This is a genomic window from Lacisediminihabitans sp. (assembly GCF_036569425.1).
In the GTDB taxonomy this organism is placed as follows: Bacteria; Actinomycetota; Actinomycetes; order Actinomycetales; family Microbacteriaceae; genus Lacisediminihabitans.
The window spans coordinates 54,743-79,911 of record NZ_DATCQQ010000026.1 but is presented as its reverse complement, the minus strand read 5'-3'; the positions used below and the strand labels follow the sequence as shown (position 1 = coordinate 79,911).

Sequence of the window (25,169 nt, the reverse complement as noted above, 5' to 3'; positions counted from 1 at the left end):
GTGGTTATAAATACCGTGGTTATAAGTACCGTGGTTACAAGTACCGGGGCTACTCGTGGCGGTCGTCCTGCCGCTTCTCCCAGCGGTCGTTCATGCGATCCATGAAGCCCACCTTTCTGGGCTTCGGCGCCGCCGGCGCCTCGGGCAACGTCAACCGTTTCGGTGACGAGATGGACATGAGCACTCCCACGAACATCACGACGAACCCGGCGACCCCGATGAGCGGCTGGCGCAGCATCACGCCGGTGACGATCACCCCGACCCCGAGGAGGCCGATGAGGATTCCGACGACGATGGCACGGTACGAAGGCCGCCCGTGGCGGCTACCCACGGTGGCGACGAAGTCAGCATCGTTGTGATAGAGGCTTCGCTCCATCTCTTCCAGGAGACGTTGTTCCTGTTCCGACAACGGCATGGTGACTCCTTTCGGGCTCGAGACCGATCGATGGTAACTCTCAATTGTATGCTCCCGAGCAAAGCTAGGCTAGGACCGTGGCTGAGAGTACGCGGTTAGTTGACCTAGTTCAGGCTGATATCGATGCCTTTCTCGACGATAGGGCACCGCTTCTGTCCTCGATCGGCCCCGACCTGTTCCCCTTGATCGATTTCTCGCGCGATCTTCTCCGCGGCGGAAAGAGATTTCGAGCTTTGTTTTGCTACTGGGGCTGGCAGTCGGTGAGCGGTCACTCCACGGGCTTCGACCAGGCGCAGGACGGCAAGGAGCGCAGCGACCTCGCCGCCGTCGTGAAGGCCGCGAGCGCGCTCGAGATCTTCCACGCCGCCGCCCTCGTGCACGACGACATCATGGACAACTCGGACATGCGACGAGGCATGCCAGCGGCGCACAAGCGATTCGAGTCCCTGCACTCCGACGGCGGCTGGAACGGAAGCCCGCGCACCTTCGGCCAGTCCGCTGCCCTGCTGCTCGGTGACCTGCTGCTCGGGTGGAGTGACGAGCTCTTCGACTCCGGACTCCGGGCACTGCCCGACCTTGCCGCGCGCGAGGCGGCCAGGCTCGAATTCAACCGCATGCGAACCGAGGTGACCGTCGGCCAGTACCTCGACATCCTCGAGGAACGGTCATGGCGTTCGTATCCGGAACCCGAGCTGCTGGGCCGGGCGCACCGCGTGATCGTCTACAAGTCGGCCAAGTACAGCATCGAGGCTCCGCTCGCCATCGGCGCCGCGCTCGCCGGTGGCAGCATCGCCCAGATGTCTGCGCTTCGGGAGTTCGGGCTCCCCCTCGGCATCGCCTACCAGCTTCGCGACGACCTGCTCGGCGTGTTCGGCGACCCGCAGACCACGGGCAAGCCGGCCGGCGACGACCTGCGAGAGGGAAAGCGCACGGTGCTCATCGCTCTCGCGCGCACCAATCTGGCGCCCAACGCCACTCGCCTGCTCGACGAGCTACTCGGCGACACCGACCTCAGCGCGCAGCAGGTGTCTATGCTGCAGGCATCCATCCGGGACTGCGGGGCTGTGGAGCAGGTGGAACGAATCATCGACCACAACGTGCGCATCGCCATCGAGGCAATTGAGAACGCCCCGGTGAGCGCCGCCGCCCGCGAGCAGCTCGTACAGCTCGCAGCCACCGTGAGCAAGCGCTCGGCGTAGGGCGAACCGTTCGACGCCGGCAGGTGCAGGAAACAGGGCGGCTCTAGAAGCCGAGCGCCTGGGCGACCCGGCGAACCTCCGCCTTCCGGCCGGCCCGCAACGCGTCGACGGGCGGGATGCCGATGCTCTCCTCCGAGGTGAGCAGCCAGTTCATGGCCTCCTCGTCGCTGAAGCCGCTGTCGTGCAGCACCAGTAGCGTGCCGCGGAGCTCGGGAAGCGGCTCCCCGTCGCGGATGAAGGACTCCGGAACCTTCCACACCCCGTCCACCTTCGCCGCGAGCAGGCTGCGGTCCTCGATGAGCCGGCGAACCTTGCTCACGCCGATTCCGAGCAGTTCAACGAGGTCGGGGATGGTCAGCCAGCGGGTTTCTGGAGCAATGGTCACGAGGCAATGGTGCCAGAACTGGACGCCAGCGCAAACTCAGTAAATGTTTCGGGTATGTTACCCCAAACCCCACCAGCCACGATAATTGACACTGAGTACCTTCTGTGTCAGCGTTGTTTGATTGAGTAACGACCTTCTCGGGGCCGGGGAGATGGACGGGGAACCACAAATGACAAGCACATCCGAACAGGGCGCGAGACACGCGGCGCCCACAGAGCGCAGCCGACTGAGCAAGAATCTGATGTCAACACTGCCGATCGTGCTCGCCGGATCGATGGCCATGAGCATGAATCTCACCGGCCCGATCGACACCGCGGACGCCAAACCGCCCGCCAAGCCGCGGTCCAGCCCGACGGAACTGGGCAAGACCATCCGCGAGGCATTCGCCGCGGCCACCCGCGCCGCCGCCAACCCGACTCCGGTCACCGTGTCCGAGGCGCAGACCAGCATCGCGGCCGCTCCGGCCACCTACAAGGTCGCCGCCGGGGACAGCGTCAGCAGCATCGCCGGCCGCTTCGGCCTGGCCACGGCATCCGTGCTCGCGCTCAACGGCCTCGGCTGGAAGTCGGTGATCTTCCCGGGTCAGGTGCTCAAGCTCACCAGCGGTGGGGCGGTTCCCGTCGCGGCGCCCGTCGTCGGGTCGCCCACCTCCCGCTACACGATCGCCAAGGGCGACACGATCAGCCACATCGCCGCTCGCTTCGGAGTGAGTGTGCAGACCCTGCTCAGCGCGAACGGTCTCGGCTGGGCGAGCATCATCTACCCCGGGCAGACCCTCGCCATTCCCGGAGCGTCGACCGCCGCCGTCTCCTCCACCCCGATCGTGGCGGCACCGGCTCCCGCGAAGCCCTCGGTCGCACCCGGCGCATACGTGATCGCCACCGGAGACACGATCGCGGGCATCGCGTCCCGCTTCGGCGTGACGACCGGGGCGCTGCTCGCGGCCAACGGTCTCAACTGGTCGAGCATCATCTACACGGGACGCAGCCTCGTGATCCCGGCCAAGCCGATCGTTCCTGCCGCGTCGGTGACGCCGTCGATCGTGCTCACCGCCGAGATGGCCACGAACGCGAAGACCATCATCCGCGTCGGTCGCTCGCTCGGCGTGCCCAACTACGGTCTCGTCGTCGCCCTCGCGGCCGCGGCGCAGGAATCCGGGCTCCGCAACCTCAACTACGGGGACCGCGACTCGCTCGGCCTGTTCCAGCAGCGCCCGAGCACCGGCTGGGGAACCCCCGCGCAGATCCTCGACACGACATACGCCGCCAAGCTCTTCTTCGGGGGCCCGCAGAACCCCAACGCCGCGAACACGCGCGGGTTGCTCGACATCCCGGGCTGGCAGTCGAGTACCGTCACCCAGGCCGCGCAGTCCGTACAGCTCTCCGCGTTCCCCGACGCGTATGCGAAGTGGGAGACCGGGGCCCGTGCGTGGCTCAAAGACCTCGGCTAAAGCTGGCTTCACGGTGTTTTGGCAGGCCTTCTGGGCTGGCCAACTTTAGACTCGTGCAGTGAGCACCAACAGCACCGATCCCCTCATCGGCCGTCTTATCGACGGCCGATACCAGGTGCGCTCACGCATCGCCCGCGGCGGCATGGCCACGGTCTACCTCGCCACCGACCTGCGCCTCGAGCGCCGGGTGGCGATCAAGGTCATGCACGGCCACCTCGCGGACGACTCGCAATACAAGGCCAGGTTCATCCAGGAGGCCCGCTCGGCCGCGCGACTCGCGCATCCGAATGTCGTGAACGTCTACGACCAGGGACAGGATGGCGAGACCGCGTACCTGGTGATGGAGTACCTCCCGGGCATCACCCTGCGCGACCTGCTTCAGGAGCACAAGGTGCTCACGACGGTGCAGGCCATGGACATCATGGAGGCGATCCTCTCCGGGCTCGCCGCCGCGCACAAGAACGGCATCGTCCACCGCGACCTCAAACCCGAGAACGTGCTGCTCGCGGATGACGGGCGCATCAAGATCGGGGACTTCGGGCTTGCTCGTGCCGCATCGGCCAATACCGCCACCGGCAATGCGCTGCTCGGCACCATCGCGTACCTCTCCCCCGAACTCGTCACCCGCGGGGTGGCTGACACCCGCAGCGATATCTACGCCGTGGGCATCATGCTCTACGAGATGCTCGCCGGCGAGCAGCCGTTCAAGGGCGAGCAGGCGTTCCAGATCGCGCACCAGCACGCGAACGACACTGTGCCGATGCCGAGCACCAAGAACCCGCGGGTGCCCGCGGAGCTCGACGAGCTCGTGCTCTGGGCCACCGCCCGCGACCCTGACCAGCGTCCGCGCGACGCGAAGACGATGCTCGACCAACTGCACGAGACGGAGGCCGTTCTTCGCCAGGACGACACGTCGACCGCGGCAACCGCCGTGCAGCGCACCGTGGTGATGCCGTCCGCCGTCGCCTCGGCCTCCTCGACCGCCGAGACCCAGATCTTCGCCGCGAAGGCGCGACACCGCACCGGCCCGATCCTCACCGAGTCGGCGGCGACGCTCTCGAACAAGGCCGAGCGGCGCCGGTCCAGGGGCTTCTGGCTCTTCGGCCTCGTGATCCTTCTCGCCGCCCTGGCCGGCGGCACCGGCTGGTACTTCGGCGCCGGGCCAGGCGCACGCATCGGCATCCCGGACCTGGCCGGCCAGTCACCAACCGATGCGACCGCCGCGCTCGTGAAGCTCGGGCTCACGGTCGACCCGACCGTCGTGCCCACCGACTCGCCCACCGTGGCGAAGGATGCGGTGGTCAACACCGATCCGCCCAGCGGCAGCCTCATCGTGCGCGACACGGTCGTGAAGCTCCTCGTCTCCACCGGCCCGAAGCTCATCGACCTCCCCGACCTGCGCGGGCTGCCCGAGCAGCAGGCGATTGACAGGATCAAGACCCTCGACTTCACCTACGACGGCACCAAGTCGGCCCAGCAGTTCGACGGCAAGGCGCCGCTCGGCACGGTGATCGCGGCGCTCGGTGCGGATGGCACCGACCTCTCCGCGGTGAAGCAGTACGGCCAGCAGCAGAAGATCTCGCTCGTGATCTCGGCCGGGCCGCTGCCCGCCGTCGCCGGGCTGAGCTTCGACGATGCGTCAAAACTCCTTCAGGCCTCCGGCCTCACCGCCACCAAGGGCGTGGATGCCTTCAGCGCCGACGTGCCGAAGGATGCCGTGATCGGCATCGAGACGCCCAAGGACGCCGCGGGCAAGGACAAGCCGATCCGCCCGAACGACACGGTACGGCTGACGATGTCGCGGGGGCCGGAGCAGGTCGCAGTGCCGGATGTGACGAACAAGACCTGGACAGACGCGAAGAAGATTCTGAGCGATGCAGGGTTCGTGCTCAAGTACAGCCCGGTCGCGGATGCATTTCCGGCTCAGACAACGGTGACGAAGACCAACCCCGCTGCCGGCCAGACCGTTGACAGGGGCTCGGTAGTGAAGGTCAGCACCGCGACCTTTGGATCGGGCGGCTAGCCGGGACGGGTCGTCTCCCTCGCGGAGGGAGACAGCGCACCCCGCGGCGGGGAAACTGCGTCGCGGCGGGAGGCGTAACCCCCGCCGATGCGCGGCGTCCCCCTCCGCGAGGGGAATGCGGGGCTTCAGCGCGCGCCGAGCTCCTCGGCCACGAGGAATGCGAGCTCGAGCGACTGCATGTGGTTGAGCCGGGGGTCGCAGAGCGACTCGTAGCGCGTGGCGAGATCGGCCTCGTCGATCTGCTCCGAGCCGCCCAGGCACTCCGTGACGTCGTCGCCGGTGAGCTCGATGTGGATGCCGCCCGGGTACGTCCCCGCCGCGCGGTGCGACTCGAAGAAGCCCTTGACCTCATCCACGACGTCGTCGAAGCGACGGGTCTTGTAGCCGTTCGGGGTGGTGAGCCCGTTGCCGTGCATCGGGTCGGTCACCCAGAGCGGATTCGCGTCCGCCTGCGTGATGGCCTCGAGCAGCGGCGGGAGGGCATCCCGCACCTTGCCGGCGCCCATGCGAGTGATGAACGTGAGACGACCGGGCTCGCGTTCGGGGTCGAGCTTATCGATCAGGCGCAGCATGTCGTCGATCTTGGTCGTCGGCCCGAGCTTGACGCCGATCGGGTTGCGCAGGCGGGACATGTAGTCCACGTGGGCGCCGTCCAGGTCCCGCGTGCGCTCCCCGATCCAGAGGAAGTGGGCGGAGGTGTTGATCGGCGTGCCGTTACGGGAGTCGATGCGCGTCATCGGGCGCTCGTAGTCCATGAGCAGGCCCTCGTGGCTGGTGTAGAACTCCACGCGCTTCAGCTCGTCGAAGTCGGCGCCGGCCGCCTCCATGAACTTGATGGCTTTGTCGATGTCGTGGGCCATCTGCTCGTAGCGCACGTTGGCCGGGTTGCGGGCGAAGCCCTGGTTCCAGCGGTGCACCTCGCGCAGGTCGGCGAAACCGCCCTGGGTGAAGGCGCGCACGAGATTGATGGTGGAGGCGGAGGTGTGGTAGCCCTGCACGAGGCGACGCGGGTCGGCCTCGCGCGACTCAGGCGTGAAGTCGTAGCCGTTGACGATGTCGCCGCGGTAGGCGGGCAGCGTCACGTCTCCGCGCGTCTCGGTGTTGCTCGAGCGCGGCTTGGCGAACTGGCCGGCCATGCGGCCCATCTTGATCACCGGGGTCGACGCGCCGTAGGTGAGCACCACGGCCATCTGCAGCACCGTCTTCACGCGATTGCGGATCTGGTCGGCGGTGGCCCCGGCGAAGGTCTCTGCGCAGTCCCCGCCCTGCAGCAGGAACGCCTTGCCGCTGGCCGCGGCGGCGAGCCGCTCGCGCAGCACGTCCACCTCGCCGGCGAAGATGAGCGGCGGCAGGGTCGCGATCTCGTCGGAGGCGGCCTGCAGCGTCGTGGAGTCCGGCCATTGCGGCTGCTGCTTGATGGGGAGCGTGCGCCAATAGTCGAGCCCGGCGATCACGGAAGGATCGGCAATAACCACGGGATCTTCGAAACGATTAAGCACGAAAGGAATTCCTCAATGCAACGGTGCTGGCGGTGGGTGTGGGGCCACATGGCCCGATTTGCCAGCCTACCGGCTGGCCGAGCCCTGCTTCTCCTTAACCGAAGAGGCATAGACATCCGCATATTCCTGCCCGCTCAGGCGGTCGAGCTGGTACATGATCTCGTCGGTGATGGAGCGCAGGATGAAACGGTCGCCCTCCATCCCCTCGAAGCGGGAGAAGTCGAGCGGCTCGCCGATCGCGATGCCGATGCGGCGCACCTTGGGCAGCCGGCGTCCGATCGGCATCACCTTCTCGGTGTCGATCATCGCCACGGGCACGACGGGCACGTGGCCCTCGAGAATCATGCGGGCGACTCCGGTGCGGCCGCGGTACAGCCTGCCGTCCGGGCTGCGGGTGCCCTCCGGATAGATGCCGAGCACCTCGCCGCGCGCGAGCACGCCGAGACCGGTCTGCAGCGACGCCTCGGACGCCTTGCCGCCCGAGCGGTCGATGGGCAGCATCCCCGCCGCGGTGAGGAAGTTGCGGATGAACCAGCCCTTGATGCCCTTGGCCGTGTAGTAGTCGCTCTTGGCGAGGAAGCTGATGCGCCGGTCGATCACGAGCGGAAGGAACACCGAGTCGATGAACGAGAGATGGTTGCTCGCCATGATCACGCCGCCGGTGCGGGGGATGTTGTCGTGGCCGGTGACCCAGGGCCGGAAGGCGGTCTTGAGAATCGGCCCTACGACCAGGTTCTTCATGAACCAGTAGAACATCGACACCACCTTTGAGAGACAAAACCCAGCTTAGCGGTGCCTGCGCGGCCCGGAGTGTCGGAGGGAGCGTTCCCCGCGGTCAGCCCCGACTCGCCGCGTGCAGCCGCGCCAGGTCGGCCGCGCCGACCACGCCGGCGTCGTTCACAAGCTCCGCGATCACGAAGGCGGGCTCCGGGTGGAAGCCGCGGGCGGGCAGATGGGAGAGGTACGCCTCGCGGATCGGGTCGAGCAGGAGGTCGCCGGCGACGGCCACCCCGCCACCGAAGACGAAGACCTGCGGGTCGAGCACGGCGCTCAGCGACGCGCAGGCCTCGCCGAGCCAGTGTCCGAGCTCGCGAAGCGCCTGCAGGGCTCCCGCGTCGCCGGCCACGATGAGGGCCGCGACGTCCGGTCCGGTCAACGTGCCCTTCTGTTCGCGCACGGTGGCGAGACCGAGACCGATTCCGCCGACATCCGCGATCGCGTTCGCCATGCGGAGCAGGGCGCGACCGGAGCCGTACTGCTCGATGCAGCCGCGGGCGCCGCAGCCGCAGGGGAGGCCGTCTGGCACGACGCGCATGTGGCCGAGCTCGGCACCCGCGCCGAAGCCGCCCCGGAACAGGCGATCCTGAGTGACGATGGCGCCGCCCACGCCCGTGCCGATGGTGAGCATCGTCATGTCGCTTACGAGCCGGCCGGCGCCGAAGCGGAACTCGGCCCAGCCGGCCGCGTTCGCGTCGTTGTCGATGGTGATGTCGAGGTCGAGGCGCTCGGTCAGTCGCTGCCGAAGCGGCTCGTGACGCCAGCTGATGTTCGGCGTGTAGTAGACGATCGACTGCGCGGCGTCGATGAAGCCGGGTGCGGCAACCCCGGCCGCGGCCACCTCGTGCCCATCGCGGAGCTTTTCGATCATCGCTACGACGGCATCGACGATCGCGTTCGAGTCGCCGGCCTGCGTTGCCACGCGGTCCTCGGCGATGATCTCGCCTTCCTCGCTCACGAGGGCTCCGGCGATCTTTGTTCCGCCGATGTCAATTCCAATTGCGTGCACGAGCGCGAGACCTCTTCTTGGTGTTACGGAGGGAATGGCACCGGACCGGCGGTGAATGGTCGCCCGGATGCGCCACCTAGAGTTTAGGCAACGAGCAAAGCTCCCCGCCACGCGCACAGGTTCGCCCGGGCGCGCCGGGTAGGCTTGAATCATTGAATTGACCGGTGCCGAGGGAGTTGCCGTGGAACAGTACGACGTGCCAGCCGTAGTCGAGGCCGACCCGCAAGCCAACGCGACCGACCTGCTCATAGACCGTGTCGCCGCCACCCCGGACCTTGCGCTCTTCGCGCTCCCGACGGCCGACGGCGGGTGGACGGATGTCACGGCATCCGAATTCCTTCGCCAGGTCGTGGCGCTCGCCAAGGGACTCGTCGCCTCCGGAATCCAGCCGGGCGACAAGATCGGGCTGATGTGCAAGACCCGCTACGAGTGGACGCTCATCGACTTCGCCACCTGGTTCGCCGGCGCCGTTCTCGTGCCGGTGTACGAGACCTCCTCCCCCGTGCAGGTGCAGTGGAACCTCTCCGACTCCGGCGCGATCGCCATGATCACCGAGACCCCAGACCACTTCGCACGGTTCGACGAGGTGTACGCGGACCTTCCCCTGATCGACAAGGTGTGGAAGATCAACCTCGGCGACCTGGACAAGCTCGTCGCGGCAGGCGTCGACGTGACTGACGAGGAGATCGAGCGTCGGCGCACCATCGCGAACGCCGCAGATCTCGCCACCCTCATCTACACGGCCGGCACGACCGGTAGGCCCAAGGGCTGCATCCTCACCCACGCCAACTTCGTCGAGCTATGCCGTAACTCGGCGAAGGCGATCCCCGAGGTCGTGAACACGAACTCGAGCACTCTGCTGTTCATCACCACCGCGCACATCTTCGCCCGCTTCATCTCCCTGCTCTGCGTGCACGGCGGGGTCAAGGTCGGCCATCAGTCGGACACGAAGCAGCTTCTGCCGGCGATGCAGTCATTCAAGCCGACCTTCCTGCTCGCGGTGCCGCGCGTGTTCGAGAAGGTCTACAACTCGTCGGAGCAGAAGGCGGAGTCCGGCGGCAAAGGCGCGATCTTCCGCCGGGCGGCGGCCGTGGCGATCGAGCATTCGAAGGCGCTCGACGCCGGGTCGGTGCCCTTCGGTCTCAAGGTGCAGTTCGCCGTGCTCGATAGGCTCGTGCTCTCCAAGATCCGGTCGGCCATGGGCGGCAAGGTCAAGTTCGCCGTCTCCGGTTCCGCCCCGCTCGGGCTTCGACTCGGGCACTTCTACCGCAGCCTCGGCATCACGATCCTCGAGGGCTACGGGCTCACCGAGACGACGGCGCCCATCTCGGTGAATCTTCCCTCCAAGTTCAAGATCGGCAAGGTGGGCCCGCCGCTGCCCGGCGTCTCGGTGCGGATCGCCGCGGACGGCGAGATCCAGGCCAAGGGAGTGAACGTCTTCGACGGCTACTGGAAGAATCCCACGGCCACGGCCGACGCCTTCGACGGTGACTGGTTCAAGACCGGCGACATCGGCGAGTTCGATGAGGACGGCTACCTGTCGATCACCGGCCGCAAGAAGGAGATCATCGTCACGGCCGGCGGCAAGAACGTCTCCCCCGCCCAGCTCGAGGATCCGATCAGGGCGAACCCGATCATCAGCCAGGTGGTGGTGGTGGGCGAGCAGAAGCCGTTCATCTCGGCGCTCGTCACGCTCGACGAGGAAATGCTCCCCGTGTGGCTCAAAAACATCGGCGAGGATGCGACCCAGTCGATCGACGACGCAAGGAAGAACCCCAAGGTGATCGCCGAGGTGCAGCGTGCGGTCGACGCCGCGAACACCACCGTGTCCCGCGCGGAGTCGATCCGCAAGTTCGTGATCCTGCCCAAGGACTTCACCGAGGCGACCGGCTACCTGACGCCCAAGCTCAGCATCAAGCGCAACGAGATCCTCAAGGACTTCCGCGACGTAATCGAGAGCATGTACCAGGGCGCACCGGCCACGGAGGGCATCGCGAGCTAGCGCGAGGGCACGGTCTCGCGGGTCGACCGGCCGCGCCTAGAACCAGGGCGCCTGGCGGATCTGCGACATCGCCTCGCGCCTGACGTCCTTCTCGAGGCCGTCGATGTAGAGCTTTCCGTTGAGATGGTCGGTCTCGTGCTGCAGCGCCTGCGCCATCACTCCTGTGCCACTCAGTTCGATCGGCGTGCCGTGGATGTCGGTCCCCGTCACGCGCGCGAACGGGTACCGCAGCCGCTCGAAGTAGAACCCGGGGATCGACAGGCAGCCCTCGTCGACGAGTTCCGGTTCGCCGGACACCTCCACGAGCACCGGGTTGATGATGTAGCCGATCTTGCCTTCGACGTTGTAGCTGAACGCCCGCTGGTTCACGCCGATCTGCGGCGCGGCCACGCCCGCCCGGCCTGGCATCTTCACGGTGTCGAGCAGATCCTCCACGAGCCCGGCCACGTCATCCGACGGCCCGATCGGGTCGGAGACCGTCTTCAACACCGGGTCTCCGAAGATCCTGATCTGTCGTTCCGTCATGCCGTGGAGTTCCGTTCTGTGTGCAGGGCGACTGGCGTGTGGCGAGCGGCCGCGCCGGTGGCAAGCGACATCACCACGTCGTCGGTCGAGTTGCCCCGCCGGCGACCGCGAGGTCGAACCGCCACGCCGACGGCGCGGAGCGGTCAGCCACCCTGATGGGAGGGCAGACCGTCCGTCACGAGCGCCGCGAGCTCGAGCGCCGAGGCCCTCGTGAGGGGCTTCAGGTCCTTGTAGTTGATCACCGAACCGGCGGCGAGCTGCGGATCGTACGGAATCCGCACGATCTCACGCACGCGCGACTTGAAGTGCGCCTCAATCTCCTCGAGCTTGACGAGGTTGGTGCCCTGTGTTGCGGTGTTGAGCGCGACGATCGCGTTGCGCACAAGGTCGCCGTAGCCGTTGGCCTCCAGCCAGGTGAGGGTCTCGGAGGCGAGGCGCGCCTCGTCCACGCTCCCGCCGGAGACGATCACGACCGAGTCCGCACGCTGCAGCGTGGCTCGCATCACCGAGTGCACGATGCCGGTACCGCAGTCGGTGAGCACGATCGAGTAGAACCGGGCAGCGAGATCGGCCACCACGTTGTAGTCGTTCTCGTCGAACGCCTCGGAGAGCAGCGGGTCGGTGTCGGAGGCGAGGATGTCGAGCCGGGTCTCGTCCCTGGACACCATGGTGGTGAAGTCGTTGAAGCTCGTGATCGTCGGGGCCATCGTCACGACATCCCGCACGGTCGACCGGGTCTGCTTGTTGACCCGCTCGGAGAGGGTGCCTCGGTCGGGGTTGGCGTCGATCGCGATGATGCGGTCCTCGCGGGTCTCGGCCAGGGCCATGCCGAGGAGTGCCGTGATGGTGGTCTTGCCGACACCGCCCTTGCGGGTGAGCACCGGGATGAATCGGGCCCCGCCCTCGAACCTCTTGTCGATGCGAGCCTCGACCGCCTTGCGGGCGATCACCTTGGGCGAGTCGCCGAGGTTCACGAGATGGAGGGTGACGGCATAGACGAAGGCGTTCCAGCCGCCCTCCGGCCGGCCGCGCAACCGGCGCTTGCGGTCGATGAGGCGGTCCGGGGTAAGCATGGATGCCGCCTCGGGCGAGGTGGACACCTCCCCGCGCATCCGACCGCGGCGCGTCGAGCCCCGATCGTCGCCGGCGGGGAGTTCGGGAATCACCGGCGCTTCCGGCTTCTTCTCCACCACCTTCGGCGGCACGACGGTGATGGACATCGTCGACGGCTCGGCGGTCTCGATGGCTCCCGGATTCACCGGAACCTCCACGATCGCGACGGCGAGCTCGTCTTCCGGCGCGGCGTGGATCGTGGTCGGAAGGCTCACCTCGATCGTGAGACTCTCCGGCAGTTGCGACGCGATGTCACGCGCTGGAGAGTCGATCAGGTCGACGGAAGCAGCGTTGTCGGCGCCGAGGCTTGCCTCGCAGTCGTCCGACTCATCGCGTTTAGTTGTCATGACAACACCGCCCTTCGCTACTAGAGAACCCCTTATTTTACCCTCACGCCAGCCCCACCCGGGGGCGCGGCCGTTCCGGGTGTGGACCGGGAGGCCGCGTCAGGCGGTCGTCACCTCCAGCAGAAGGTCGCCGGCGTCCACCTGTTGGGTCTTCGGAACGGCAAGGCGGCGCACTATTCCGCCGACCGGCGTGGTGATCGCCGCCTCCATCTTCATCGCCTCGATCGAGGCCACGGCCTGCCCGGCCTCGACCGCGTCACCCTCGGCTACCTGCAGGGTGACGACTCCCGAGAACGGGGCGGCGACCTGGCCCGGTCGGGCCGGATCCGCCTTCTCCGCCGCCTTGCTTTCGACGGTGATTCCCCGATCCCGAACGAAGACGGGACGCAATTGTCCGTTCAGGATCGTCATCACGGTGCGCATGCCCTTGTCGTCGGCTTCGCCGATCGCCTCGAGCCCCACGAAGAGGCTCACGCCTCGATCGATGTGGATCGCGTGCTCCGTGCCCTGGTGCAGACCGTAGAGGTAGTCGACGGTGTCGACCACCGACAGGTCGCCGTAGAGCTCCCGCACGTCTTCGAACTGCTTGGTGGGCCCGGGGAAGAGCAGCCGGTTGAGGGTCGCCCGCCGAGATGTGGCGTCGCCGGCGAGCCCGGCGCGGGCGGCGTCGGAGATCTCCTCGACGCCGATCTTCACCTTGCGCCCCGCGAGCACCTTGGTGCGGAACGGCTCCGGCCAGCCACCCGGCAGGTCGCCGAGTTCCCCGGCCATGAAGCCGATCACCGAGTCGGGGATGTCGTACTTGTCCGGGTTCTCCTCGAAGTCCCGTGGATCGGCGTTGGCCGCGGCGAGGGACAACGCGAGGTCGCCGACCACCTTCGAGGACGGCGTGACCTTGGGCGGCCGGCCGAGGATCTGGTTCGCGGCGGCGTAGAGGTCCTCGATCTTCTCGAACTGGTCGGCGAGCCCGAGAGCGATGGCCTGCTGGCGAAGGTTCGAGAGCTGGCCGCCGGGGATCTCGTGCCGGTACACGCGGCCGGTCGGGCCGGGCAGGCCGGACTCGAACGGCTTGTATGCGTGACGCACGGCCTCCCAGTACGGCTCGAGGTCGGAGACCGCCCTGAGCGACAGCCCGGTGTCCCGGTCGGTGTGGGCGAGAGCCGCGATGAGCGCCGACGCCGACGGCTGGCTGGTGGTTCCCGCCATGGGCGCGCTCGCGACATCCACGGCATCCGCCCCGGCGCGGCTCGCCGCGAGCAGCGTCGCGAGCTGGCCGCCGGCGGTGTCGTGGGTGTGCACGTGCACGGGCAGGTCGAAGCGTTCCCGGAGCGCCGCGACGAGCTTCTCGGCCGCACCGGCGCGCAGCAGGCCGGCCATGTCCTTGATGGCGAGGATGTGCGCCCCGGCCTCCACCATCTGGTCGGCAAGCCTCAAGTAGTAGTCGAGGGTATAGAGCGTCTCGGCCGGGTCGAGCAGGTCGCCCGTGTAGCAGAGCGCTACCTCGGCGACGGCGCTCCCGGTCGCGAGAACGGAGTCGATGGCCGGCCGCATCTGCGACACGTCGTTGAGCGCGTCGAAGATGCGGAAGATGTCGACGCCAGTGGATGCCGCCTCGCGCACGAACGCGTCGGTCACCTCCGTGGGGTACGGGGTGTAGCCCACGGTGTTGCGGCCGCGCAGCAGCATCTGGATCGCCACGTTCGGCAGGGCCTCACGCAGAGAGGCGAGCCGGTCCCACGGGTCCTCGCCCAGGAAGCGCAGCGCGACGTCGTAGGTCGCTCCGCCCCACGCCTCGACGGAGAGGAGCTCGGGCGTCATCCGCGCCACATACGGGGCGACGGCGAGCAGATCCTTGGTGCGCACGCGGGTGGCGAGCAGGGACTGGTGGGCGTCGCGGAAGGTGGTCTCGGTGACGGCAAGAGCGGTCTGGGCGCGCAGGGCAGACGCGAAGCCGACCGGTCCGAGCTCGAGCAGGCGCTGCCGCGACCCGGCCGGAGCGGGCGCCGAGAGGTCGAGCGACGGCAGCTTGATCGCCGGGCTGATGATGCCGGCCCCGTCGCCGTTCGGGTGGTTGACCGTGACATCTGCGAGCCAGTTGAGGATCTTCGTGCCGCGGTCCTTCGACTGGTGGGTGAGGAAAAGCTCGGGGCGCTCCTCGATGAAGGCGGTGCTGAGATCCCCCGCGACGAACGACGGGTCGTCGAGCACGGCCTGCAGGAACGGGATGTTGGTGGACACCCCGCGAATGCGGAACTCAGCGAGGCCGCGTTTGGCGCGGGCGACGGCGGCCGGGAAGTCGCGGCCGCGGCAGGTCATCTTCACGAGCATCGAATCGAAGTGCGGGCTGATCTGGGTGCCAGGGTCGATGGTGCCGCCGTCGAGGCGGATGCCGCCACCGCCCGGCGAACGGTAGGTGGTGATCTTGCCGGTGTCCGGGCGGAACCCGGCCGCCGGGTCCTCCGTGGTGATGCGGCACTGCAGCGCCGCGCCGCGCAGGCGGATGCTGTCCTGGCCGAGACCGAGCTCCTGCAGCGTCTGGCCGAAGGCGATCCGCATCTGCGACTGCACGAGGTCGACGTCGGTGACCTCCTCGGTCACGGTGTGCTCCACCTGGATGCGCGGGTTCATTTCGATGAAGACGTGCTGGCCCTTGCGCTCCCCCGCCGTGTCGAGCAGGAACTCGACGGTGCCGGCGTTGACGTAGCCGATCGACCTGGCGAACGCGATCGCGTCGCGGTACATGGCCTGCCGCACGTTCTCGTCGAGGTTGGGGGCCGGGGCGATCTCGATCACCTTCTGGTGACGGCGCTGCACGGAGCAGTCGCGCTCGAAGAGGTGCACGGTCTCCCCGGTGGCGTCGGCCAGGATCTGAACCTCGATGTGGCGCGGGCGCACCACGGCCTGCTCGAGGAACATCGTCGGGTCGCCGAAGGCGCTGTCCGCCTCGCGCATCGCCTCGACGAGCGCCGCCTTCAGGTCCTGCTTGCGCTCGACCCGCCGCATCCCCCGGCCGCCACCGCCCGCGACGGCCTTCGCGAAGATCGGAAAGCCGATCGCGTCTGCGCCGGCAAGCAGCTCGTCCACGTCGCTCGAGGCTGGCGTGGACTTGAGCACCGGCACCCCGGCGGAGATCGCGTGTTCCTTGGCAGTGACCTTGTTGCCGGCCATCTCGAGCACGTGCTGGCCTGGGCCGATGAAGGTGATGCCGGCCGCTGCCGCGGCCTCGGCAAGCTCGGGGTTCTCGGAGAGGAAGCCGTAGCCGGGGTAGATCGCATCTGCCCCGCACTCCTTCGCCACCCGGATGATCTCCGAGACGTCGAGATAGGCACGCACGGGATGCCCGGGCTGGCCGATCTGGTACGCCTCGTCCGCCTTCAGCCGGTGCATCGAATTGCGGTCCTCGTATGGGAAGACCGCCACGGTCTGCGCTCCCAGCTCGTACGCGGCACGGAAGGCCCTGATTGCGATTTCGCCACGGTTGGCAACGAGGATCTTCTTGAACATCTGGTCCTTCCGGAACACGAGTCAGCAGAATTTCAGGATCGCACGCGACCCGCCGGTACACTGCCACTCCGCCACGCCAACATTTAGGTTCTTTAAGACTAGTGAAGGTATCGTCTCTACTTGTGCATGTACTCAGCGTCAGCTCCCTCAAGGGCGGGGTCGGCAAGACCACGGTGACGCTCGGACTCGCTTCCGCAGCGTTTTCGAAAGGTCTCCGAACCCTCGTCGTCGATCTCGACCCCCAATCCGATGTGTCGACCGGTATGGACATCAATGTCGCCGGCCACCTCAACGTCGCGGACGTTCTCGCGTCGCCCAAGGAGAAGATCGTGCGCGCCGCGATCGCACCGAGCGGATGGACGAAGGGTCGCGCCGGCAAGATCGATGTGATGATCGGCAGCCCGGCCGCCATCAACTTCGACGGACCGCACCCGAGCATCCGCGACATCTGGAAGCTCGAGGAAGCGCTCTCGAACGTGGAAGCCGACTACGACCTCGTGCTCATCGACTGCGCACCATCGCTCAACGCCCTCACCCGCACCGCCTGGGCGGCGTCGGACCGGGTCACCGTGGTGACCGAGCCTGGCCTGTTCTCCGTGGCGGCCGCCGACCGCGCCCTCCGCGCGATCGAGGAGATTCGCCGCGGCCTCTCCCCCCGCCTGCAGCCCCTGGGCATCATCGTGAACCGCGCCCGCGTGCAGTCGCTCGAGCACCAGTTCCGAATCAAGGAACTGCGGGACATGTTCGGGCCCCTCGTTCTCAGCCCGCAGTTGCCGGAGCGCACCTCGCTGCAGCAGGCCCAGGGCGCGGCCAAGCCGCTGCACGTCTGGCCGGGCGAGAGTGCCCAGGAGATGGCGCACAACTTCGACCTGCTGCTGGACCGCGTGCTCCGCACCGCCAAGATCGGCGAATACGCCGTAACCGCGTAGCCCAGGACCGGGTCCGAGTTCCGGATCCGGGTTTCACCGGACCAGGAGCATCCGTCCCCCTACTCGAGCCGAAAACGCAGGACATTCGCCACCAAACCGCCTCCTGTGGCGCAAGTGGACCTAGTTCGTGGCGAATCTCCTGCGTTTTCGGCTGGCAGGCGAGGGGCCGGCCGGCCGAGGCGCGAGGACCGGGGCTAGGAGGCCTTGATGGAGCGGCGAGCGGCGAGTTCGTCCGTGACGTCCGGGCGCTCGGAGTCGAGTTCGACGAGGGAGTTCTCCACCTCGCGCAGAACCTTGCCGACGGCAATGCCGAAGACGCCCTGGCCGCGGCTTACGAGGTCGATGACCTCGTCGTTCGAGGTGCACAGGTACACGCTCGCCCCGTCGCTCATGAGCGTCGTCTGGGCGAGGTCGTTCACGCCGGACTCGCGCAGCTGATTGACGGCCGTGCGGATCTGCTGCAGCGAGATTCCGGTGTCGAGCAGTCGCTTGACGAGCTTGAGCACGAGGATGTCGCGGAAGCCGTAGAGGCGCTGCGAGCCGGATCCGGCCGCGCCCCGCACCGTCGGCTCGACGAGTTCGGTGCGAGCCCAGTAGTCCAGCTGGCGGTAGCTGATGCCGGCGGCGCGTGCCGCGACGGCGCCGCGATAACCGGCAGAGCCATCGAGGTCGGGAAGACCGTCGGTGAAGAGCAAACCGAGGTCGTAACGAGAATCCTCGTTCCGTGTGTTTGGCTCGCTCATCTGACTGCCTTCCGCCTTGTCGACCATCCTCAACATTCAAGGAGTGGTTGATACTTCTGTCTTGTTCCACGTTACCGATGGGTTCACCCGGATCGGTGACATTGGCCAAGAACGTCATCGGCGTGTCGGTGCGGACCCGCGGGTTACACCGTCGTTCCCAAGGAATTCCAGTTTAGGGGTCGAGCCTCGAGAGCGCCGAGCGAATCAGGCTGCTGCGCACAATCTCGAGCTGACCGGCGATCTCACGCGCGAGTTCGCCCGCCTTGGCCCGGCTCGACGCGTCTTTCCGTCGTGCGACGGGAATGAGCGCGCTCTCGATGAGTCCGAGCTCCCGCTCGGCCGCTGCTCGAAATCCGCGCAGGTGCCGCGGCTCGATCCCGGAGCGCTGCAGCTCCACCAGGGACCGCAGCACCGCGAGGGCCTCCTCGCCGTAGAGGTCGGTCGCAGCGATCAGCGACGACGACACGGCGTCGTTCAGCAGTTGCGGGGTCGCGCCGGCCTCACGCACGAGCTCGTCGCGCTGGAACCGTCTCTCCGTCGACAGGATGGACGGTGACGCGAATGTGGACCCGCCGGGCAACTCGGGTGCCCGTCCGGCATCCAGATCGTCCAGGTAGCCCCTGATGACCTTGAGCGGCAGGTAGTGGTCGCGCTGCATGGTGAGCACGAACCGCAGTCGGTCGAGGTCGAACGGGGAGAACTTGCGGTAGCCGGACTCGGTGCGCGCCGGGCAGATCAGCTGGCGTTCCTCGAGAAATCGCAGTTTCGACGGCGTCAGGTCGGGGAATTCGGCCGTGAGCCGGGCAAGAACCTGCCCGATACTGAGAAGCGTCGGCGCCCCAGGCTCGCGAGCCTGGGCGGACGACCGCGCCACTACTTGCTCGCCAGGTGCGCGAGATCCACTCGGGACGCGTAGAAGGTGAGGCGGAACTTGCCCACCTGCACCTCCGCCCCGTCGCTGAGAAGCGCCGTGTCGATGCGCACGCCGTCGAAGTATGTACCGTTGAGCGACCCGAGATCCCTGATCTCGAAAGTCGTCCCGTGCCTCAAGAACTCGGTGTGTCTACGCGAGACCGTGACGTCATCGAGAAAAATATCCGCATTCGGATGGCGACCGGCGGTGGTCACATCCGAATCCAGCAAAAAACGTGCCCCCACGTTCGGCCCCCGACGAACTACCAACAACGCTGAACCGGACGGCAGGGCCGTGATGGCCCGCTGTTCCTCCGGCGAAACCTCTCCCTCGAGCGCCGCAAGCTGCGCCTCGAAATCACTGGTCAAGTGGAGGGTTGTGTCGTCCTCGCGAGGCCGGTTCTCGTCATTGTGATCCTGGTTTCCGGAATCACCCATGTCGAACCTCCCTTGCTTTCCTTAGCGCCCAAGCGTATCGGATTCGGACTGCGCGTCTACACGGGGAATTCTGACCAATCGCACCGTCTCTGCGAGGTAGATGAAGCCGGCCCACCAGTAGAGGAAAGCACCCCACAGGGCGAAGGCCCAGCCGACCGGCGCGGTGACCCACGCGGCGGCGGGGAAGGCCTGGCCGATCATCAGGATGGGCAGGGCGTAGAAGAGGCAGAACGTGGCCACCTTTCCCAGGTGATGCACCGGCAGGGGCCCATAGCCGAAATTCGCGAGGGTGATGCCGAGGGCGAGCAGCATCACATCGCGGCCGACGATGATCGCGACGAGCCACCACGGGATCACCCCGCGCACGGCGAGGCCGATGAGCGCGGCGAAGATGAACAACCGATCGGCGGCCGGATCGAGGAGCTGACCGAGCCGGGAGACCTGGTTGAGTCGCCGCGCGAGGATGCCGTCGAGGTAGTCGGTGATACTCGAGACCACGAGCACGAGCAACGCGTAGCCGTCCTGCGCGAGCACGATGAGCACGAGGAAGACCGGCACGAGCAGCAGCCGGAGGAAGCTCAGGATGTTCGGGATCGTGAAGATCCGGGAACTCACCGGCGGCACCTGCGAGAACGTCGAGTATTCGGGGTGATTCTGCTCGGGCTCCACCCCCCGAGCCTAACTGAGGCGAATCGAGCTGCACGCATCGGGAATAAGAGAACACGAAATTCACCGTTTGGCCCCCAAAGGAGGGGCAAGAGTTCACCTCGACCTGTTATAGGATATCTAGATCAATCGGGCACCCACCCGCGATGCCACTTCTACCCGAGTGGTAGCACGACCGAGCGCGACCCAGCAAAATCCCAAACGATTCAGTACGCACTCCAGGCTACGCAAATCAGCTTGCCAGGCGCTAACCCAAGCGCCGGAGCGCAGCTCAGTGCGAACCCTGTATCGAACACCTGTTTACCCGAAACGCAGGCGAATATAATGCATCAACCCGATGTGCATTTCCCCCTTCCCATCGCGAAGCGTGCGCGAGTCCGCTTGGCGAGGCGCAATGCCGGCTCATGCTGCGAGATCTCATGAGCGAGGTCCGCCGTTCGGCTCTGCCCCAGCCTTCGAGATTGCGACACGAGCGCCCAGCGCTCCATCTCGTCGAAGAGACCCTCCCAACCATCGATCCGGCAGTTGCCCCGGTGTCGCCTGGCGCACCCACTTGGGCGAGCCGGTATCGCACCAGGCTCGTCTCTACTGATCTCTCCGTGATCCTTGTCGCAGTGGTCGGCGCCTTCGCAACGCGATTCTGGTGGGATGGCGATGCGGCCCACCTCCCTGAGTTCGCAGCGGCCTACTGGATGCTCGCGGCCGTCATCTTCATCACCTGGGCCATCGCGCTGTGCGCCATGCACACTCGAAACCCGAGGCTGCTCGGCATCGGGGTGGCCGAGTACCGCAACGTTGTAAGCGCGAGCGTGCTCTCGTTCGGTCTCCTGGCGATCACCCTCTCGGTGCTCGATTTGAGAGTCGCTCGTGGGTTCTTCGTCCTCGCCCTGCCATTCGGCCTCTTCGGCCTCCTGGTCAACCGCTGGCTGTGGCGCAGATGGCTCGTTCGGCAGCGAACTCGCGGCCAGTTTGTTTCTCGGGCGATCGTCGTGGGCAAGACGAGTGACGTCGAGTACGTCATCGGCCAAATAGAGAAGAAGGCGGTATCGGTCTACCAGGTGATCGGCGCCGCTGTTGACATCGACGGCCGCGACACGATCACCGTCGACTCGCGTACCGTCGCAATCGTGTCCGATCTCCACTCGGTCGCGCGAGTAGCCGGTGAGCTTCACGTCGACGCCGTCATCGTCGCCGGCCATCCCGGAGACGACGATCACTTCATCCGCGACCTCGGTTGGGACTTGGAGGGCACCGGCGCCGAACTCGTGGTCGCGTCGCGACTCACCAATGTTGCCGGTCCGCGCATCCACTTCCGTCCCGTCGAAGGTCTGCCTCTGATGCATGTGGAGCTCCCGCACTACGCAGGGGGCAAGCACTTGCTCAAGCGTGCTTTCGACGTTGCGGCATCGGGCACGGCCCTACTGTTCCTGTCCCCTCTGATGCTCGTGATCGCCCTGCTTATCCGGCGCGACAGCGAAGGTCCGGTCCTCTTCCATCAGGAACGGGTCGGAAAAGACGGGCGAACGTTCTCCATGCTCAAATTCCGGTCAATGGTGCAGACCGCGGAAGACGATCTCGCCGGACTCCTCGATCAGAATGAGGGTGCCGGGGTTCTCTTCAAACTGAAGCATGATCCGCGCATCACTCGCACCGGCCGGATCCTTCGCAAGTACTCCCTCGACGAGTTGCCCCAGTTGTGGAACATCTTCGTCGGTGAAATGAGCCTCGTCGGGCCTCGTCCACCCCTCATGCGAGAGGTGCAGAACTACGACGACCGAGTCCACCGTCGCCTCTACATCAGACCGGGTCTCACCGGCATGTGGCAGGTCAACGGGCGTTCGAACCTCGACTGGGACGAGAGCGTGCGCCTGGACCTCTACTACGTGGAGAACTGGTCCCTCATCGGTGATCTCGTGATCATCTGGAGAACATTCCGCGTGCTCGTCAACCCGATAGGGGCGTACTGAGAATGGAAACAACCCCTGCAACGACGAACGCCACCACCGCGGACCGTCCCCGCATCGGGTATGCGGGTGGAGCGTTCGACCTGTTCCACGTCGGACATCTCAACATCCTGCGTCATGCCAAGAGCCAGTGTGACTACCTGATCGCCGGAGTGGTGTCGGATGACATGCTCGAGCAGACCAAGGGCGCGCGGCCGGTGGTCCCACTCGCCGAGCGCCTCGAGATCGTCAGTCATATCGATTTCGTCAACGAGGTGATCGCGGAAGTGGAACTCGACAAGCTCGCGACTTGGCGCGCGCGGCCATTCGACATCTACTTCAAGGGCGACGACTGGAAGGGCTCAGAGAAGGGCATCCGGTTGGAGAAGGCCTTCGCCGAAGTCGGGGTGGAGGTCGTCTACTTTCCATACACCGTCGCCACGTCGAGCACGGTGCTTCGCCGCGCTCTCCGCGCCCTGAATGACCGTTCAGCCGGCTCCGCCTCGAACAAAACCGATGAGTCCGCCCTGGTGCGGAACGAGGGATAGGCGTTTCGCCGACTCCGCTCATGAAGCTCACCATCGTCGGGCTCAACTACTCCCCGGAACCGACCGGGATCGCCGTGTACACCGCTGGTCTCGCTGAAGGTCTTGCCGATCGCGGATCCCAGATCTACGCCATCGTCGGCTATCCGCACTACCCGCAGTGGAAGGTGTACCCGGGCTACGAAGGCCGTTCGCGCACCGACCGCGAAAAGGGCGTGACTGTTCACCGCGTGCGTCAATTCGTTCCCGCCGAACCTCGACTCGCCAACCGCATGCTGATGGAAGTCGACTTCGGCCTGAAGTCCCTGCTAGCACGCTGGCGCCGACCTGACGCACTGCTTTTCGTGAGTCCCGCTCTCTTCTCTGTGGCGCTGGGGATGCTGAAGGCGAAATTGACGCGAACCCCGGCGAGCATCTGGGTGCAAGACATCTACTCCCTCGGAGTCTCGGAGAGCGGCACAGGGGGCCGGTTCGCCGGCAAGGTGCTCCGCCTAATCGAGCGAGCAGTTCTTCGGTCTGCAGATTCCGTCGTCGTCATCCATGAGAGGTTCAAACGTTATCTGGTCGAAGACCTCGGGCTCGAGGCAGGTCGAGTCGAAGTCGTGCGCAACTGGTCTCACCTCGACACCACCCCCCATTCGTCTCGATCCGATGTGCGGGCGGCCCACGGTTGGGCAGACGACGACATCATCGTGCTCCACGCCGGCAACATGGGCGCCAAGCAGGGTCTCGAGAATGTCGTGGAAGCATCACGGGTTGCCTCATCGTCCGGGTCGCGTGTTCGGTTCGTTCTGCTCGGCGATGGCAACCAGCGACCGATGCTCGAAGCGATGGGGAGCAACGCCAAACTCGATATCCTCGATCCCGTGGCCGAGAACGAGTTCATGGCGACGCTGTTGGCCGCGGACGTCCTTCTCGTGAACGAACGTCCCGGGCTGACAGAGATGTCCGTGCCGAGCAAGCTCACGTCCTACTTCAGTAGCGGACTCCCGGTCATCGCCGCGACAGACAGCTCGAGCGTGACAGCGCAGGAGCTCGAACTGTCCGGCGGCGGCCTCCGCGTGGATGCTGACTCCCCCGGCGCCCTCGTCGCGGCAGCGGAACGACTGGCTGCAGACCCGGAGCTCGCCCGCGATCTCGGCTCCGCCGGGCGGCTCTTCAGCGAACGATTGCTGACCCCCGGGCCGGCGATCGAGACCTTCGAAAGGATCGTCTCACGCATGTGTGCACCGTCGGTGACCGGTGTCGATCACGCGGCGACCGAGACCGCCCGAAACTCCACGGGTATCGGGGCGGGATAGTTCTTGCACAACCAGAAATATCCACCGGCAGGAACCACTGCGGTCGTCTCGAGAGCCCAGGACGCGCCGTCTAGTCGATAGACGCGTACGTGGTCGGTCGAAACCTCGATCTGCAGGCGGATCCATTGACCGACGACGGGCGCATCCGTCTTGACGGAACCGAGCCTCACCCCGTTGATCGACCCGGCTTCACGACTGAACAGTTCGATCATTCCGTTCGCCCGTACGACGACGTGATATCCCGAAACAGGGCTCGCTATCCTGACGCGATAAGTGCTGTCGTCCTGCTGTCCGAAAGCAACGCCGACATGCTCGTTTGCGTCCGGAAGCGCCTCGGGCCAACGCAGTTCACAGGCGAGGGTGTGGCGCTTTTCCGGAACGGGGCACATCGAACCCATCAGATAGCTCTGGAAATCTGCAAACGCCAGTGACACGGATCCCTTGGCCTGATCGATGGTCGGCTGCACCGCCGTGCCGAGGTCGGTGGTCCAGGGCAAATCCCCCGCCGCGCGAAGCCCGGTGTCGAAAGCATCGGAGGTGGCGCTCGCCGTGGTCGTCGTCACGTAGGGAACGTTGGAGCACATCATTCCCGTGACACCCAGGCGGGACATGCGATCGCGCATCGAGCGGTAGTGGATCTCCCAGCCGATCACCGGCTTACCGAAGGCCACGATCTGCCGGATCTGAGCATCGGCCGCTGTTGAATACACGCCGAGGTAGTCGAATTTTGGACCCAGCTCGTCGGCGCGAGCGTACAGCTCGTCGGTGAAGTATCCCCAGGTGCGATACCCGGCGGACTTCGCGAGCTCATATTGACTGGCACCGGCCCAGGTCTTCCAGACAAGGTGTTCGGTCGACTTCGGATACTTGGACATGGTGTCGAGAAGCGATCGGGTGTTCGTACCCTGCTTGTCCTCGAGGAAGATCACATGGGTTGCGGCGTAACGATCGAGCACATCGGTGAGACGCGGAATCGGCTGAGGTTTTGCGGCGGGGCCGAGCCAATCGGTCGACGAGTTGAGTATCCGCGACAGTTGCGCGAAGGTGACGTCAGCGATGTTCACATCTTTGCCGGCGAGACGCTTAGTGGTCACGTCGTGGTGGCAGACCAGCACCCCGTCCGAAGTTGCGTTTACCGACACCTCGATTGCCTTGGCGCCCATTGCCACCGAGTGCTGGTAGGCGTCCATTGAATGTTCCACCCAATTGTCGCCCGAACCCCTGTGCGCGATGTAGAAGGGTGTCGAACCGATCAGCGAATCGATCGTGGATACCGCAACAGCCGACGGGCCGCCGCGATTCTCCGGAAGCTTCCCACACGCCGCGAGCAACAGCGCGCCCGCGCCCGCGAGCAGGAAATGGCGGCGATTCAGCGAACCGCCGAACGCGGCGCGGTCACCTTCGGCCGCGCCGCGCCCGTTGACATCACGGGACATCTAACTCA

21 protein-coding genes are annotated in these 25,169 nt (G+C 66.2%); 8 read left to right on the top strand and 13 right to left on the bottom strand.

Features of this window, described 5'->3' with window-relative positions:
- Positions 1 to 49: 49 nt before the first annotated feature.
- Positions 50 to 415, bottom strand: coding sequence for a DUF3040 domain-containing protein (locus VIM54_RS05040; RefSeq protein ID WP_331899675.1), 366 nt, complete (start codon positions 413 to 415; stop codon positions 50 to 52).
- Between the two features lie 77 nt (positions 416 to 492).
- On the opposite strand from VIM54_RS05040, the gene VIM54_RS05035 reads away from it, so the two are divergent.
- Positions 493 to 1,614 carry a polyprenyl synthetase family protein gene (locus tag VIM54_RS05035; protein ID WP_331899674.1) on the top strand — a complete coding sequence of 374 codons (1,122 nt, stop codon included), beginning with the start codon at positions 493 to 495 and terminating at the stop codon, positions 1,612 to 1,614.
- 43 nt (positions 1,615 to 1,657) lie between these two features.
- Here VIM54_RS05035 and VIM54_RS05030 read toward each other — a convergent pair whose 3' ends face one another.
- Positions 1,658 to 1,999 carry an Rv2175c family DNA-binding protein gene (locus tag VIM54_RS05030; RefSeq protein WP_147783354.1) on the bottom strand — a complete coding sequence of 114 codons (342 nt, stop codon included), beginning with the start codon at positions 1,997 to 1,999 and terminating at the stop codon, positions 1,658 to 1,660.
- Positions 2,000 to 2,240: 241 nt separating this feature from the next.
- Between VIM54_RS05030 and VIM54_RS05025 the strand changes: the two genes are divergently transcribed.
- Both VIM54_RS05025 and pknB read left to right on the top strand, forming a co-directional pair.
- The gene (locus VIM54_RS05025; RefSeq protein ID WP_331899673.1) at positions 2,241 to 3,449 is read left to right on the top strand and encodes a LysM peptidoglycan-binding domain-containing protein; all 1,209 of its coding nucleotides are present in this window, start codon (positions 2,241 to 2,243) and stop codon (positions 3,447 to 3,449) included.
- A gap of 58 nt (positions 3,450 to 3,507) precedes the next feature.
- The gene (gene pknB / locus VIM54_RS05020; RefSeq protein ID WP_331899672.1) at positions 3,508 to 5,472 is read left to right on the top strand and encodes a Stk1 family PASTA domain-containing Ser/Thr kinase; all 1,965 of its coding nucleotides are present in this window, start codon (positions 3,508 to 3,510) and stop codon (positions 5,470 to 5,472) included.
- A gap of 125 nt (positions 5,473 to 5,597) precedes the next feature.
- Here the strand turns inward: pknB and VIM54_RS05015 are convergent, their stop codons facing one another.
- From VIM54_RS05015 to VIM54_RS05005, 3 genes are all read right to left on the bottom strand, one after another.
- Positions 5,598 to 6,926, bottom strand: a complete 1,329-nt coding sequence (locus VIM54_RS05015) for a class II 3-deoxy-7-phosphoheptulonate synthase (protein ID WP_331899722.1) — start codon at positions 6,924 to 6,926, stop codon at positions 5,598 to 5,600.
- Between the two features lie 111 nt (positions 6,927 to 7,037).
- Positions 7,038 to 7,727: a lysophospholipid acyltransferase family protein gene (locus tag VIM54_RS05010; protein ID WP_331899671.1), complete on the bottom strand. Its 690-nt coding sequence runs from the start codon at positions 7,725 to 7,727 to the stop codon at positions 7,038 to 7,040.
- Positions 7,728 to 7,806: 79 nt separating this feature from the next.
- Positions 7,807 to 8,757, bottom strand: coding sequence for an ROK family glucokinase (locus VIM54_RS05005; protein ID WP_331899670.1), 951 nt, complete (start codon positions 8,755 to 8,757; stop codon positions 7,807 to 7,809).
- A 181-nt stretch (positions 8,758 to 8,938) separates the two neighbouring features.
- Between VIM54_RS05005 and VIM54_RS05000 the strand changes: the two genes are divergently transcribed.
- Positions 8,939 to 10,759, top strand: a complete 1,821-nt coding sequence (locus VIM54_RS05000) for an AMP-dependent synthetase/ligase (RefSeq protein WP_331899669.1) — start codon at positions 8,939 to 8,941, stop codon at positions 10,757 to 10,759.
- A 36-nt stretch (positions 10,760 to 10,795) separates the two neighbouring features.
- On the opposite strand, the gene def is transcribed toward VIM54_RS05000, so the two are convergent.
- The 3 genes from def to VIM54_RS04985 all read right to left on the bottom strand — a co-directional run bounded on the left by def (position 10,796) and on the right by VIM54_RS04985 (position 16,248).
- Positions 10,796 to 11,284, bottom strand: coding sequence for a peptide deformylase (gene def / locus VIM54_RS04995; protein ID WP_331899668.1), 489 nt, complete (start codon positions 11,282 to 11,284; stop codon positions 10,796 to 10,798).
- A 143-nt stretch (positions 11,285 to 11,427) separates the two neighbouring features.
- Positions 11,428 to 12,744 (bottom strand): MinD/ParA family protein, encoded by a 1,317-nt coding sequence (locus VIM54_RS04990; RefSeq protein ID WP_331899667.1) that lies wholly within the window; start codon positions 12,742 to 12,744, stop codon positions 11,428 to 11,430.
- Positions 12,745 to 12,843: 99 nt separating this feature from the next.
- Positions 12,844 to 16,248, bottom strand: coding sequence for a pyruvate carboxylase (locus VIM54_RS04985; protein ID WP_331899721.1), 3,405 nt, complete (start codon positions 16,246 to 16,248; stop codon positions 12,844 to 12,846).
- Between the two features lie 122 nt (positions 16,249 to 16,370).
- On the opposite strand from VIM54_RS04985, the gene VIM54_RS04980 reads away from it, so the two are divergent.
- Positions 16,371 to 17,177, top strand: a complete 807-nt coding sequence (locus VIM54_RS04980; RefSeq protein WP_331899666.1) for a ParA family protein — start codon at positions 16,371 to 16,373, stop codon at positions 17,175 to 17,177.
- Positions 17,178 to 17,371: 194 nt separating this feature from the next.
- On the opposite strand, the gene VIM54_RS04975 is transcribed toward VIM54_RS04980, so the two are convergent.
- The 4 genes from VIM54_RS04975 to VIM54_RS04960 all read right to left on the bottom strand — a co-directional run bounded on the left by VIM54_RS04975 (position 17,372) and on the right by VIM54_RS04960 (position 19,939).
- On the bottom strand, positions 17,372 to 17,920 hold the full coding sequence (locus VIM54_RS04975; RefSeq protein WP_331899665.1) for a MerR family transcriptional regulator: 549 nt from the start codon (positions 17,918 to 17,920) through the stop codon (positions 17,372 to 17,374).
- Between the two features lie 172 nt (positions 17,921 to 18,092).
- Positions 18,093 to 18,794 carry a MerR family transcriptional regulator gene (locus VIM54_RS04970; protein WP_331899664.1) on the bottom strand — a complete coding sequence of 234 codons (702 nt, stop codon included), beginning with the start codon at positions 18,792 to 18,794 and terminating at the stop codon, positions 18,093 to 18,095.
- Positions 18,794 to 19,270 (bottom strand): FHA domain-containing protein, encoded by a 477-nt coding sequence (locus VIM54_RS04965; RefSeq protein WP_331899663.1) that lies wholly within the window; start codon positions 19,268 to 19,270, stop codon positions 18,794 to 18,796. The genes VIM54_RS04970 and VIM54_RS04965 overlap by 1 nt, the downstream gene beginning before the upstream one ends.
- 21 nt (positions 19,271 to 19,291) lie before the next feature.
- Entirely contained in the window at positions 19,292 to 19,939 is a 648-nt protein-coding gene (locus VIM54_RS04960; RefSeq protein WP_331899662.1) for a CDP-alcohol phosphatidyltransferase family protein, read from the bottom strand.
- A 596-nt stretch (positions 19,940 to 20,535) separates the two neighbouring features.
- On the opposite strand from VIM54_RS04960, the gene VIM54_RS04955 reads away from it, so the two are divergent.
- From VIM54_RS04955 to VIM54_RS04945, 3 genes are read left to right on the top strand one after another with little or no spacing between them, the layout of a single operon-like run.
- A complete protein-coding gene (locus VIM54_RS04955; protein ID WP_331899661.1) occupies positions 20,536 to 21,903 on the top strand; it encodes a sugar transferase in 1,368 nt (455 codons plus the stop codon).
- 2 nt (positions 21,904 to 21,905) lie between these two features.
- Entirely contained in the window at positions 21,906 to 22,427 is a 522-nt protein-coding gene (locus VIM54_RS04950; protein WP_331899660.1) for an adenylyltransferase/cytidyltransferase family protein, read from the top strand.
- 20 nt (positions 22,428 to 22,447) lie between these two features.
- Entirely contained in the window at positions 22,448 to 23,725 is a 1,278-nt protein-coding gene (locus tag VIM54_RS04945) for a glycosyltransferase family 4 protein (protein WP_331899659.1), read from the top strand.
- On the opposite strand, the gene VIM54_RS04940 is transcribed toward VIM54_RS04945, so the two are convergent.
- Positions 23,674 to 25,161, bottom strand: coding sequence for a glycerophosphodiester phosphodiesterase (locus tag VIM54_RS04940; protein ID WP_331899658.1), 1,488 nt, complete (start codon positions 25,159 to 25,161; stop codon positions 23,674 to 23,676). The two genes, VIM54_RS04945 and VIM54_RS04940, sit on opposite strands and share 52 nt — an antisense overlap.
- Positions 25,162 to 25,169 lie beyond the last annotated feature (8 nt).

Excerpts from the sequence above, each read along its gene's own strand:
- VIM54_RS05025 (WP_331899673.1), top strand. The coding sequence starts at position 2,241 with ATGTCAACACTGCCGATCGTGCTCGCCGGATCGATGGCCATGAGCATG.
- VIM54_RS04985 (WP_331899721.1), bottom strand. The coding sequence starts at position 16,248 with ATGTTCAAGAAGATCCTCGTTGCCAACCGTGGCGAAATCGCAATCAGG.
- VIM54_RS04945 (WP_331899659.1), top strand. The coding sequence starts at position 22,448 with ATGAAGCTCACCATCGTCGGGCTCAACTACTCCCCGGAACCGACCGGG.
- VIM54_RS04940 (WP_331899658.1), bottom strand. The coding sequence starts at position 25,161 with ATGTCCCGTGATGTCAACGGGCGCGGCGCGGCCGAAGGTGACCGCGCC.
- VIM54_RS04990 (WP_331899667.1), bottom strand. The coding sequence starts at position 12,744 with ATGACAACTAAACGCGATGAGTCGGACGACTGCGAGGCAAGCCTCGGC.
- VIM54_RS04965 (WP_331899663.1), bottom strand. The coding sequence starts at position 19,270 with ATGGGTGATTCCGGAAACCAGGATCACAATGACGAGAACCGGCCTCGC.
- def (WP_331899668.1), bottom strand. The coding sequence starts at position 11,284 with ATGACGGAACGACAGATCAGGATCTTCGGAGACCCGGTGTTGAAGACG.
- VIM54_RS04950 (WP_331899660.1), top strand. The coding sequence starts at position 21,906 with ATGGAAACAACCCCTGCAACGACGAACGCCACCACCGCGGACCGTCCC.
- VIM54_RS05010 (WP_331899671.1), bottom strand. The coding sequence starts at position 7,727 with ATGTTCTACTGGTTCATGAAGAACCTGGTCGTAGGGCCGATTCTCAAG.
- VIM54_RS05040 (WP_331899675.1), bottom strand. The coding sequence starts at position 415 with ATGCCGTTGTCGGAACAGGAACAACGTCTCCTGGAAGAGATGGAGCGA.
- VIM54_RS04975 (WP_331899665.1), bottom strand. The coding sequence starts at position 17,920 with ATGAGCGAGCCAAACACACGGAACGAGGATTCTCGTTACGACCTCGGT.